Consider the following 12,454-nt stretch of genomic DNA (forward strand, 5'->3'; position numbering starts at 1 on the left):
GGTGCGCGCTACCTTCAAGTGCGACTCCTATTAGAAAACAATGAGTTATCTAATGAGGAGATTGTGCCATGGGAGCTGTTTACACGCAACTGAGCATTGAGGAACGCCGCAGAATCGAACGCTGGCGACATGCTAAGGTCCCTGTTCGCGAGATGGCGCGTGTGCTGAAGCGCTCGAAAGCCACGATCCACCGCGAGATCAAGCGGAACTTTTTCAGCGATGAATGCATGCCTAAGTGTGACGGCTACTATGGTGCTGCCGCCCATCTGATGGCAGCCGATCGGCGTGCGCGGCAGCGCAAGCTGATCCGCTATCCGCAATTGCTCAAAAGAGTTGTGGAACGGCTCAAGCATGGGTGGACGCCTGAACAGATCGGCAACCGAATGATCTATGAAGGCGCAAGGCTGCGCGTCTGTCAGGAAACGATCTACCGGTACATCTATTCCAAGGAAGGCATGGCGCAGGAGCTGTGGTGGTATCTGCCAAACCACCGCAAGTATCGCCGTCCCCGCCGTGCCAGGGAACGCCAGGCGCCCAAGTTTGACCGCGATGTCAGCATCCTGTTCCGTCCGGATGATGTTGCCCATCGCCGCCAGTTCGGCCACTGGGAAGGCGATTTGATGCTGTTCAAACAGAGCCTTGGGCAATCGAACGTCACATCGCTGGTCGAGCGGGTCAGCCGGTTCACGGTGCTGCTGAAGAACCCGAACAAACGAACCAAACCCGTCATGGGCAAGATTATGAAAGCGGTGCGTGACCTGCCCCACCTGGCGCGCAAATCTATCACCTTCGACCGCGGCACCGAGTTCGTCAGCTGGCCGCACCTTCAGGCCGAGATCGGAACGCAGACGTGGTTCTGTGACCCCTCCTCGCCTTGGCAGAAAGGCACTGTCGAGAACACCAATCGCCGGGTTCGAAGATGGCTGCCCCGAAAACACGACATCACGGCCGTCTCAGACCACGAACTGAAACAGATCTGCGACCGGCTCAACAACACGCCCCGAAAATGCCTCGGGTGGAAAACGCCAGCGGAGGTCTTCAGGGAAAAGATGATGGTGGAACTCGGCCGATCTCCCTACCCTCGAAGGCAATAGGAGTCGCAGTTCAACTATCGCTCACAATCGCCTGGAGGACTTGCGCGCCCACGTGATTGACCGGTTGAAGACAGGATGGACGTTGGAACAGATCGCAGGCCGCCTTGGATATGATGGTCAGCCTATTCGCGTCAGCCATGAGACGATCTATGCTTACGTGTCCGTCGTCAGAGTTTTTGGGCCGGTTGGCGGCCTGATCTAAGAGAGGGGCTGGCTCATCTGGTTGGTGTGGCTTAAGCTGCTTAGCTCAACGGAACTTCACCTCACGATCCTCGAAGATACGGCTTATGTCCACTGCTGGAAACTTGGCGAAGGCACATTGACCAATGCAAAATCCATTGGCCACTCTGGATGGGTCGAAATGCGTCCTTCAATCGCGCCTAGCCCCATTGCTCAGCGCTTTCTGGGGCTTTATGGGTCTTAGGAACAACTCTGGTTCGTAATTTTGCGACTGAAACACCAAGGACCAATTCGTTGAAGCTCGTTTGTCATATTGGCACTCCTAAAACCGCCTCGACCTTTCTGCAGAACACTTGTGCAGCCAACCCCAAATGGCTGAAAGAAAATGGTATTCTCTACCCGGATATGCTGACCCCAAGCCCCAACCACATCACGCTATTCTACGCGAACTCGGGTGGCCTGCACGATTTTGCAAAGGACTATGGGTTGAAGTCTCAGGAAGATTTGGCCGCCTTCCGTAAGCACCTTTCGGACAGGATTGCCAAGCAGGTCCGCGCAGCACCAAAGGGCGTCGACACAATGTTAATGTCCTCTGAAAATCTGACAGGGAACCTGATTTCCCCCCAAGGTGTTCAACGCCTCAAGGAATTCCTGGCGCCTCATTTCGATGACATCCGGATCGTGATGTATGCCCGTCGTCAGGATGACGCTATTCTGAGCATGTATGGTGAGTTCATGCGGCGCGGATTTTCAGACCACACGTTCGAACAATTTGTTGAGAAGGCGTTGAGCCCTCACACACAGGTACCCTACCTGTATTATCGTCGGATTCTCACGCCTTGGATCGAGGCTTTTGGACGTGACGCCATCACAGTACGCAAGTTCGACCGCCAAAGCCTGTTGGGAGGTGACATCCTAACGGACTTCTTCGCGCAAGTTTTCAAAACAGATACGGCACCGGATCTATCTGCCCTAGTTGCTTCGGAAGACGATAATGTCGGCCTTTCCGGACCGGTCCTGGAATTCTTGCAGCTGATGTATCCTAGCATGTCCTTTCGTAAAAACGGGCAGGCTAATCCCCTGCGTGCACGACTGGCGCCCTATATCAATAAGTTGCCAGCAGAACCACGCCCACGAATGCCTACTGCACAGTCACGCAAGATCATGCAGTATTTCCGTCCAGCCAATACCTGGCTTAAGAACACGTTCTTTTCTGACCAGGAAGGCCCGCTCTTCCCTGCACAAGGGCGCCCGGGCGAAAAGGGCAATATCGGACAGATCACACCGGAAGAATTTGCCGATTTTGCGGGTCGTATTCTTGCGGCCGCCACAAAGTAACCCGGATACAGGCTGCGAGACCTAAATGACTGACACGCCTCCCACCTACACAACATTGCAAAGTCTGATCTGGCCTGAACAGGGGATTTGTACCGAACGCGATCTTTATGTCCGGTTGCATGGTGCTGCGGGGCTGTCTGCCGAAAAGGGGCTCGTCCATTTCACAAAGGACAGTCGGGCCAAATTCAACACTTGGTTCAACCTTTTCAACATCGGAAAATGGAACCATGAGTGTGAGCTTTCGGACTTGCGTCTGTCCTTAGAGGGGACTGGCCAGTTCGAGGTTTCTGTTTTTCTCGCCATTCCGGACAGATCATGGGAACGACTGCTCAATGAGGTTGTGACTTTGTCTGCATCTGCGGAACTATTGCTGGACCTGAGTCATGTCTTCGACCTGCCAATAGATGAAGGGGTTATCTATTTCGAACTGAAGTCGCTTGGCAGCGGCAAGCTGGCCGGTGCGCATTGGAAAACAGCAAATACACCCCGACGTGTTCCGAATCTGATGTTGTCGGTGACCACTTTTCGACGCGAAGCCGCCGTCCAAGACACGGCCCGCCGGTTTGAGAAATGGGTGGAAACCACAGGTATCCGCGATCATGTGCGCATGACTGTCGTGGATAACGGACAAAGCGTCGAAATTCCTGAGAGTTCGCATATTACCGTGATTCCGAACGAAAACCTTGGGGGGGCCGGTGGTTTTGCTCGGGGGCTTCTGGCCGCCAAGGATACAGATGCAAGCCACTGCCTGTTCATGGATGACGATGCCTCTATACACATGCAAAGCATAGAGCGCAGTTACTGGTTTCTGGCCTATGCGATCAACCCGGACACCGCCATTGCCGGTGCCATGATCAATACCTCTCACCGCTGGGCCATTTGGGAAAATGGAGCGACCTTCAATACCCGTTGTGTTCCCTTGCATATGGGCACCGATCTGCGCGATCCGGGCCAGAGCTTTGGCATGGAATACGCCACAACTGGACCGGCTCCAGAAAATTTTTACGGTGGATGGTGGTACTTCGCCTTTCCGCTCGACACAGTGGAACATATGCCGTTCCCCTTCTTCGTGCGCGGTGACGATATCAGCTTTTCGCTGGCGCATAATTTCAACATTGTCGTTCTAAATGGTGTCGTGTCTTTCCAGGACAGCTTTACTGACAAGGAATCTCCGCTGACCTGGTATTTGGATTTACGTAGCCACATGGCGCATCACCTGAGTCTGGAGACGATGGATATCGGGCGGGTGCAGACACTGAAGATTGCCCTCTGGTTTTACCTGCGCAACCTGCCCCGCATGCACTACGAGACGATTGCAGCCATCAATCTGGCACTTGAAGATGTCATTAAGGGCCCTGAATTTTTCGACAAGACCGCCGACATGGCGCAGCGCAGAGCGGATATCAAAGCGCTGACAGTTATTGAAGCCTGGAAACCCGTGACGGGAGATCTTCCAGAAAACAAATGGCGCATCAACTCACAGAGCCGTTGGGCGCGGCTGTTCATGAAGATCACGCTGAATGGTCACCTTCTTCCCCTGTTTCGCCCATTCGGCAACCGAGTGACGATCAAGGCACGTGATAGAGGTCTGCTGAAATGGGTTTGGGGGGCTTCTCAGCTGACTTATCTGAGCTCTAACCGACGCCAATGCTACACAGTGCGCCACTCAAAACTGCACATGGCAAAGGTCACGGGGCGGTTTATCAGTCTCGCCGCCCGTTTCCTGCTACGCTATCCCAAACTGCGTATTGAATGGGGTAAAGGTTATGAAAACCTGACCTCAGATTCATACTGGCGTGACAAGTTGAGAACGTAACCGTCCGGTGATTGCGCTCTGGCGCGGTCCCAGTGTGGTTGGTTACGCTGCCTGGGCAGCGTAACGCCAGGGGAGCAATTCGTCGAGATGGGTGATCTTGTGATCGGCGATTTGGGCTAGGGCCCAAGTGAGCCAGACCCTCTCTTAGCTCAGGCGCCCAACTGGCCCAGAAACTCTGACAACGGACACTGTCATTTAGAGGAAATGCTCCACACAACCGGCTCGCGGCTTATGAAGCCGGGGCCTACTCTCCGGAACTGATCGATATGAGCGGCCACAGCGTGTCGCTTGTCCCAAAGAATATCCCCTATATCCGCATCGGAGATCAGGTCTCGCTCTTCTTCAATTTCATGAGCAATCTCGACACAACCGGGCTGGTTGCAAACGACGAGGTCGCGATATCCCTGCCCTTTGTCAACGGCGCGCACAGTTTCTCATCGGTAGAACTGGGAGGGCCGGTTGGAAAACCCGGCCCCTATCACTGGTACGCCACGGGTGGACAAGCTTATGCCCGGATCCGGTCTTTGAGCACCCACTCGACGCTCACGGTCTCGGACCTGACATCAGGTAGCACCGACATTGTCGGCGGAACCCTAGCCATCAGCTTGGTTTGACCTGCTGGGTTTTCACCCATCCCAGAAACGCTTTATCCGCATTCCGCAATTGCGGCCTCCCGGTTTCGACCCACCAGCTTTGCCACTGCACCTCCAGCGCATAGACATCCGCCCCCGGAACCATGTCCCGGGCAGCCTCCAGCGTCTCCGGCTTCAGCCGGGGCCGCTCTTCGGGCGCCAGCACCACGCCGGCACGATGAAAAACGATCAGGTCGCCGGGTTCCTCGCTCATGGTGTAATCGGGAATCCCGCCGGCGGCGATGGTCTTGCGCACCGCAGCGCGAAACACCCGGATCGGCGCGCTCGACCCCGCCTTCTTGTGAAGCGTGGCCAGGCTGATGCGCCATTCGGGCTGGCGCCCGCAATGTTTGCGCGCCAATTCGTAAATCCGCCGCTCCAGCGGTTTGCGCAGCCCGAAATACGCCCGCGACAATGTCAGCACGGATTTCGCCTCGACAGCCCGAAAGAGCCATTCCGACAGGGTCACCATCACGCTGACCATGCGCCCGCCTTTTGCCTTGCGGACAATCTCCCAGCTTTCGATCAGGCCAAAGCCGGAGGTCACCTCAACCCCACCGGTGGTCAGGTTGGTGGTGATGCGCGTGCCCGCCAGCCGCTCAAAAGCTTCGCGCAGCCGGGTATAGCCATCCCCCGACGTGTCACGATTGGTGGCAATCAGCAAATCATGCGCCTTGAGCTGCAGCGTGCGGGAAATGGCCCGCCCGGCATTCACCGCCGCCATCAGCTGGCTGATGCAATAGATCAGGATATCCTTGTCATGGATTGTGGCCCGCCCGCGCACGCTGGGGGTGACCTGTAACGTGGTGCCATTGTGCTCATAGGTCAGGATACGCCGGTCCGGCCGGGTCGAGAGCGAGAAAATCGGGTGCTCCATCGTGCCCAGATCATCCTTGGGGCTAGCATCAAAAATATCGCAGACAAAAAAACTGCCCGCTGTCGGGGGCGCAATCGCCCCGGCCCCACCAATCCCGATCATGGTCATCCGCCTGTCTCTCTTCCCGCGCGCTGCTCGCTATTTTTGATGCGCGAATCCCGCCCCCGTTTTTCGGGGTTTCGGTGACACCGACCCTAGAGTTATCCACAAGCTGCGTCCAGCATTGGGGTCGAGTCTTTTCGGAGGATCAGAGTCACCCGGACGTGGGATCAGAATCACATTAACGGGGTTTCAGAGTCGGAGTATGGTAAAAAACACCCCGGTTTGCCTTGAAACAAAGGGCTTTGCTCAAAACCACATTGCCCTGTAACTATATAAATAACAAAATTCTAACGAACAAATTCTGGAGTTTGACGCTCCACGGCACTCCAATCGCCTGTTGAGACGTTGATTTGCCTAGAAAATAAGAGATGTGTTTGCGTTTTTCTTCCATGTGCGCGGTTTTGTGATATGTTGGAAAAAAATGCGCACATAGAGGCCAGAGCAGATGAAATCCGACACGGCAAACAACCTGCCCCCTTACTTCAACATTGATCCCGATCAGGCCCTTTCTCAACTTGGAGCCCCCACAACGACCCAGGGCTTTGGCGCCATTGCCCAGGCCTGTGAAGCAGGGCGCAGCGACCTGTCGAGCAGGGGGCTTGAGGCCGATGGTGCGCGTCACTTGCGCCTGTTCTCGACATGGGAAATCACCAGGTACCTGATCCCGGTGGCCACCGGTCATTTCCGCCGCGTGCTGAAACAGAACCCCGACCTGCCGCAGGGGCGCAGCGAGACCTCTGGCGGTGCCAAGTGGTTCACGCTGGACGAGGTGCTGCGCTTGCGGGCGCATTTCGGCACCGAAGGCTCCAAGGCCAAGGAATACCTGCCCTACCGCCCTGGAGGCCTTCCGGCGAAACTTGTTGCCGTGGCCAATTTCAAGGGCGGCGTGGGCAAGACCTCGACCGCCGCGCATCTGGCCATGTCGGCCGCGCTGGATGGCTACAAGGTGCTGGTGATCGATCTCGATAGCCAGGGCTCCATGACATCCGTCTTCGGCGGCAAGGTCGAGGATGAATGGCAAACCGTCTTCCCGCTCATGGCCCGCCACTATGCCCGTCACCTGCGCTCAGAAAACCAGCGCCGCCTTGACCGGGGTGAGGCTCCCACGCCGCTCGATGACACCCTGACCGAGGCGCTCGACGTCAAGGCCCAGGAGTTGGTGCAGAAAACCCACTGGCCCAATATTGATCTCATCGGCGCCCAGCTCAATCTCTACTGGGCCGAGTTCCAGATCCCGGTCTGGCGGATGGCTGCACGCGGCTGGAAGCTTTGGGATGCGTTGACCGACAGTCTCGAGGCCGACGGGCTTCTGGACGAATATGACGTGATTTTCCTCGATACGCCCCCTGCCCTTGGTTATCTCACGATCAATGGGTTGGCGGCGTCCGATATCCTACTCGTCCCCCTCGGGGCCTCCTTCCTCGAGTTCGATTCCACGGGGCGGTTCTTTGACATGCTGCATTCCACCTTTGGCAGCATCGAAGAGGCCGAGAACATGGCCGCCCGCGCCTTGGGCCGGGATGAGCTCAATTTCCAATGGGATGCGGTGCGTGCCGTGGTCACCCGCTATGACGGCACCCAACAGGCCGAGCTTGCCGCCCTCATGCAGGCCTATCTTGGCCCGACGTTGTCCCCCCACCGACAGGATTTCACCGCCCTGATCGGACAGGCAGGCGAACAGGTACAAGGCATCTACGAGGCCGATTATCGCGATTTCAACCGCGAGACTTACGTGCGCGGGCGCGAAACCTTTGACGCCACCTATGCCGCGTTCAAACAGCTTCTGATCGGTAGCTGGCGGCGGGACGAGTTGGAACGCGCCGCGCAGGCCGCGGAATAAGGAGACAGGATCATGGCCAAACGCAAACGTCTTTCTCCCGCCAACCCGGTGTTCCTCTCCGAAGAGGCTCCGGTTCCCCTTTCACCACATCACGCGCCCCCGATTGCGGATGTGGCTGGCGAAGCCTCCGCCCGTGCCGCATTGGAAGAGGTCACCGACACCCTGACCCGCGCCCGGACCGAAGGGCGCATGGTCATTCCCCTGCCACTCTCATCAATCGACATGGGCTATCTCGTCCGCGACCGGCTGCATGTCGATGACGCGGAAATGGTTGCGCTCATCGAGAGCCTGCGTGCCCGTGGTCAACAGACCCCGATCGAGGTCGCTCCGCTTGACCATGATCGCTACGGGTTGATTTCCGGCTGGCGGCGCTGCACCGCGCTGGCGCGGCTGGCCGAGGAAACCGGCGAAGACGCAACCGTTCTGGCCTTTGTGCGTCAGCCCGATCAATCCGCCGCCGCCTATCTCGCCATGGTCGAGGAAAACGAGATCCGTGTTGGCCTTTCCTTTTATGAACGCGCCCGGATCGTGGCGTGCTGCGTCGAAAATAGAGTCTATTCCAGCCAAAAACAGGCGCTGAATGCGCTCTTTGCCTCGGCGTCCCGTGCCAAGCGTTCCAAGATCAAATCCTTTGTTGCCATTGTCGAGGCGCTGGACGGCAGCCTCCGCTTTCCCCAATCCATCGGTGAACGGCTGGGGTTGCAATTGGCCAAGTCGCTGGAGGCGGATGCCGGCCTTGCGACCCGTCTGCGCCGCATATTGGAACAGGGCGCCCCGGAAAGCCCCGAGGCGGAACAGGCGCTGATCACAGCCGCGCTCAAGCCGCAGAAAAAGTCTCTAACAAGGGAAAACGCCGCGCAAGAACTGGCGCCGGGGCTTGAGATGAAGGCCGGGCGCAACAGCCTCACCCTCAAGGGAACAGCTCTCAACGCCGATCTCCAAGCCCGCCTGGTCGCCTGGCTGAAATCCGAGCTGGGCTGACCCCCCCCCTGTATTAGACCCTGTTTCGCGCGCGAAACATCAGGGGCGTTTATGCGGGACAGGGGGAATGCGGCGAAAGACGGTTGCCACCATCATCCGCAGGTCCAGGCACAGGTTGCGGTTATTCGCATAGATCAGGTCGAGCCGCGCCTTGACCGGGATACAGCGCCGCTCATAGACGGCTTCGGTTTCCTCGGGTGTAGAGCAGCCTGCCAAAAGCCGTTCCTCGGTGCGATGAAAGATCAGTGTCGCCAGCCCGGTCACACCGGGGCGATCCTTGAGCACCTCGACATAAATTGCCGGAAACCGTTCGACATAGCGGCGCAGTGGCGGGCGTGGCCCGACAAAGCCGATATCGCCTTTCAGGATGTTCCAGAGCTGCGGAATTTCATCCAGCCGATACCGCCGCATCACCGCGCCGGTGCGCGTGATCCGATGCGCCTTGTCCCCGCCGGAGACACCGCTATCGGTGGCGACATTGATCATGGTGCGGAATTTCCACAAGTTGAATCCCTGCTCCGGCGTCCGCATCCGTTCCGAGATGTAAAGCACGGGCCGCCCGTCAAGGATCAGGATCGATGCCACCAGCACGATCAGCACCGGCCAGAGCACCGCCAGCAGCAAAAGTGCCAGCACGATATCCATCACCCGCCGTCCCAGTGTCATGCCCTGCTCTCCTTCAATTGCCGCCAATCGGAGATCATCTCCTCTGGTGTGACGGGAGCCGTGTCGCCACTCATCCCCTGCAACAGGCCCGTCTCCAGCGCGACTTCGGCCAATGCGCCCTCGGGCGCATCTCGCCAGTCAAATTTCCGCCCCGCCGCGCGGGCCAGCGCATCCATCCCCACCGGGGCGGGTGTGGCAACATTGATCACACCGGGCAAGGTTTCCGCCTGCAACAGGGTCTCCACCGCGCGCCAGATACCCGAAGGCGTGGCATAGCTGCGCAGTGGCCCCTGCCCGTCGGCAAAACGGTCGATCACCATCGGCGCCTCGCTGCTCAGTGCGTCAAACAGGCTGTCCGCCCCGACCACGTTGGCCAGCCGCAGCGCACAGGCTGGCGGCCCCGTCTTCCCTGTCTCCTTCGAGATCACCGCCTCCATCGCCAGCTTGGCCGCACCGTAAGCATTGGCCGGGGCACAGGGCGTGTCTTCAGAGAGCCGCGCTCCCGGCCCATAGACGGCCGAGCTCGAACACTGCAGCACCCGCGCTGCGCCGCTTTCCCGTCCAAGCGCCATCGCAGCGCGCGCCAAGGTCGTGTTGTCGTCCAGATCACCGCCTCCCGGCACCACGCCCCAAAGTGCCAGCACCGCGTCCGCATCGCAGGGCGCCGGATTCCCTGGTTGCCAGACGACGTCCACGCCCGTCGCCGCCTGTCGTCCGATCCAGACCGGGCGCCAGCCCGGCAGCTGCGCGCGTTCCCATGCCCTCCGCATAAGGCGACCCAGCTTGCCGGTGGCGCCGGGGATCAGCAGAACGCGGGGGGAGGCAGACGTCATAAAGCTCTGGTCCTGAAAAAGGGTGTTCCTAGCATAGTGATCACGCTCTGGGCCCTGTCAATGTGGCCCGCCGCGCGCTCTTGTCAAAACGCCCCCGAATTTGGCCGGATCAGGCACTGATCCGGCCATTTGCTTAGAAAAGCAAACCCGAAAACTCACCCGTTTCGACGCAGTTTCCAAATTCCCCGCGTCGCATGGTCGCGTCGATCTCATCCGGCATCAGCGTTTCATAAGCAAACTCGTCAAGATCGCCGGGATCCACGTGACCGGTGGGAAAGCCCAGCACCTGGCAGCGTGGCCCATGCTTGTATTGCCGGATCAACTGCACCGATCCGTCTTCGCGAAACGGGATCACCAGCGCGAAGTCCATCAGCCGGACCTAGTAGAAATCCTCGATCTCCACGCCGGAGCGCAGCACGACCCTTTCCAGCGTATGTCGAGAAAGGGCGCGCGCGTCAAAAGCGATTCCGAGGACAGTGTTTTCCAGCGCATCAGAGTCTAACTTCCCTGGTTTCGGGTCACATTCTTGATGTTTCGCGCGCGAAACATTTGTCTTAGTCGTCCGCCTTCACGAACCCGGCGCGGCCAATGCTGTCATAGGCTTCAAACCCGGCGCGCTTGGCGTCTTTGACAGAGTAGATATTGCGCAGATCGGCCAGTCGCGGCGTGGCCATCTTGCGCGCCAGTTTCTTGAGATCCAGCGCGCGGAATTCGTTCCACTCGGTCAGGATCACCAGAAGGTCGGCATTCTGGGCCGCCTTATAGGCGTCCTCGACCCAATGCACCCCCGGCAACAGGGCTTCGCCCTCGTGCCGCCCCTGCGGATCGGTGACGCGCACCTTGGCCCCGCCCCCCACCAGCGCCGGCACCAGCGTGAGCGCGGGCGCATCGCGCATGTCATCAGTGTTGGGTTTGAAGGTCACGCCCAGAATGCCGATGGTCTTGCCGTTAAAGCTGCCGTCACACAAGTCGAGAAGCTTGTCGACCATGCGCCGCTTGACCTCTTCGTTGACGGAAATCACCGTCTCGGTGATGTGCATCGGCACGGAATGATCCTGCCCGATCCGGGCCAGTGCTTTGGTGTCCTTCGGGAAGCACGATCCGCCGTAACCCGGCCCCGCATGCAGAAACTTGTTGCCGATGCGCCCGTCCATCCCCATGCCCTTGGAGACCTGCTTCACATCCGCGCCGACGCGTTCGCACAGGGCGGCAATCTCGTTGATGAAGGTGATCTTGGTGGCGAGGAACGCATTAGCGGCGTATTTGATCATTTCGGCGCTTTCCAGATCGGTGGTCACGATCGGGAAATCGCGCAAATAAAGCGGGCGATAGATCTCAGCCATGACTTCGGCGGCGCGCTCGTTCTGCACACCCACCACCACCCGGTCGGGTTTCATGAAATCCTCAATCGCCGCCCCTTCCCGCAGGAATTCTGGATTGCTGGCAACATCGAACTCAAGGTTCGGATTGGCCTTCTTCACGGCCTGCTTGACCTGCTGGTTTGTACCGACGGGCACGGTCGATTTGATCACGATCACCATGTAATGATCCGCCGTGCGGGCAATCTCTTCGGCGGCGACCATCACATAAGTGAGGTCCGCATGGCCATCGCCGCGCCGTGTCGGGGTGCCCACGGCGATGAACACCGCTTGCGCACCCTTGATCGCCTCTGCCAAATCCAGCGTGAAAGACAGCCGCCCGGCCTCCACGTTCTTGGCCATGAGCACATCCAGCCCTGGCTCATAGATCGGCACCTCGCCGCGTTCCAGCATTGCGATTTTCTCGGGGTCCTTATCGACGCAGACCACCTCATGGCCGAAATCGGAAAAACACACCCCCGAGACAAGCCCCACATACCCGGTGCCAATCATTGCAATTTTCATGATCGGATCCTCTTTTCACCCTGACTATTCTTGTCCCTGAATGGATTGCTTTGCTGACTGGTGTCAACGTGGCCAGTTGGTGGCAACGCCGCGCTTGGGAATTACTTGTCGTAATGTCCGTTTTGGTGCCATCTCCAGGCATCTGCGATCATGATGTCCAATGTGGAACGTTTCGGGGTCCAACCTAGCTCTTTCCCCGCACGTGTCGAGCC

The 12,454-nt window shown here is 58.4% G+C and carries 11 protein-coding genes and 2 pseudogenes; 7 read left to right on the forward strand and 6 right to left on the reverse strand.

Annotated features, from left to right (window positions below; translation table 11 throughout):
* Positions 1-68 precede the first annotated feature (68 nt).
* From BMZ35_RS20300 to BMZ35_RS20315, 5 genes and pseudogenes are all read left to right on the forward strand, one after another.
* Positions 69-1,094, forward strand: a complete 1,026-nt coding sequence (locus BMZ35_RS20300) for an IS30 family transposase (RefSeq protein WP_093094197.1) — start codon at positions 69-71, stop codon at positions 1,092-1,094.
* Positions 1,095-1,122: 28 nt separating this feature from the next.
* Positions 1,123-1,254, forward strand: a pseudogene (locus BMZ35_RS20695) (IS30 family transposase); the annotation flags it as partial.
* A gap of 314 nt (positions 1,255-1,568) precedes the next feature.
* Complete coding sequence (locus BMZ35_RS20305; RefSeq protein ID WP_131814416.1) at positions 1,569-2,612, forward strand: hypothetical protein; 1,044 nt, start codon at positions 1,569-1,571, stop codon at positions 2,610-2,612.
* A 25-nt stretch (positions 2,613-2,637) separates the two neighbouring features.
* Positions 2,638-4,428: a glycosyltransferase family protein gene (locus BMZ35_RS20310; protein ID WP_093097193.1), complete on the forward strand. Its 1,791-nt coding sequence runs from the start codon at positions 2,638-2,640 to the stop codon at positions 4,426-4,428.
* A 266-nt stretch (positions 4,429-4,694) separates the two neighbouring features.
* On the forward strand, positions 4,695-5,042 hold the full coding sequence (locus BMZ35_RS20315; RefSeq protein ID WP_093097195.1) for a hypothetical protein: 348 nt from the start codon (positions 4,695-4,697) through the stop codon (positions 5,040-5,042).
* Here the strand turns inward: BMZ35_RS20315 and BMZ35_RS20320 are convergent.
* Positions 5,029-6,039 carry a replication initiator protein A gene (locus BMZ35_RS20320; RefSeq protein WP_423227771.1) on the reverse strand — a complete coding sequence of 337 codons (1,011 nt, stop codon included), beginning with the start codon at positions 6,037-6,039 and terminating at the stop codon, positions 5,029-5,031. The genes BMZ35_RS20315 and BMZ35_RS20320 overlap by 14 nt on opposite strands.
* Positions 6,040-6,484: 445 nt before the next feature.
* Between BMZ35_RS20320 and BMZ35_RS20325 the strand changes: the two genes are divergently transcribed.
* A complete protein-coding gene (locus tag BMZ35_RS20325; protein WP_093097199.1) occupies positions 6,485-7,879 on the forward strand; it encodes an AAA family ATPase in 1,395 nt (464 codons plus the stop codon).
* A gap of 12 nt (positions 7,880-7,891) precedes the next feature.
* Complete coding sequence (locus BMZ35_RS20330) at positions 7,892-8,860, forward strand: ParB/RepB/Spo0J family partition protein (RefSeq protein WP_093097202.1); 969 nt, start codon at positions 7,892-7,894, stop codon at positions 8,858-8,860.
* 39 nt (positions 8,861-8,899) lie between these two features.
* On the opposite strand, the gene BMZ35_RS20335 is transcribed toward BMZ35_RS20330, so the two are convergent.
* The 5 genes and pseudogenes from BMZ35_RS20335 to BMZ35_RS21180 all read right to left on the reverse strand — a co-directional run.
* Positions 8,900-9,526, reverse strand: coding sequence for a sugar transferase (locus tag BMZ35_RS20335; protein ID WP_093097204.1), 627 nt, complete (start codon positions 9,524-9,526; stop codon positions 8,900-8,902).
* On the reverse strand, positions 9,523-10,359 hold the full coding sequence (locus BMZ35_RS20340; protein ID WP_093097206.1) for an NAD-dependent epimerase/dehydratase family protein: 837 nt from the start codon (positions 10,357-10,359) through the stop codon (positions 9,523-9,525). Before BMZ35_RS20340 ends, BMZ35_RS20335 begins: the two co-directional genes overlap by 4 nt.
* Positions 10,360-10,492: 133 nt before the next feature.
* Positions 10,493-10,729, reverse strand: coding sequence for an NUDIX hydrolase (locus BMZ35_RS20345; protein WP_093097208.1), 237 nt, complete (start codon positions 10,727-10,729; stop codon positions 10,493-10,495).
* 184 nt (positions 10,730-10,913) lie between these two features.
* Positions 10,914-12,242, reverse strand: coding sequence for a UDP-glucose dehydrogenase family protein (locus BMZ35_RS20350; RefSeq protein WP_093097210.1), 1,329 nt, complete (start codon positions 12,240-12,242; stop codon positions 10,914-10,916).
* Between the two features lie 101 nt (positions 12,243-12,343).
* Positions 12,344-12,454, reverse strand: a pseudogene (locus BMZ35_RS21180) (UDP-glucose 4-epimerase GalE); the annotation flags it as partial.

This window comes from Shimia aestuarii (genome assembly GCF_900114635.1).
GTDB classification, from domain to species: Bacteria; Pseudomonadota; Alphaproteobacteria; order Rhodobacterales; family Rhodobacteraceae; genus Shimia; species Shimia aestuarii.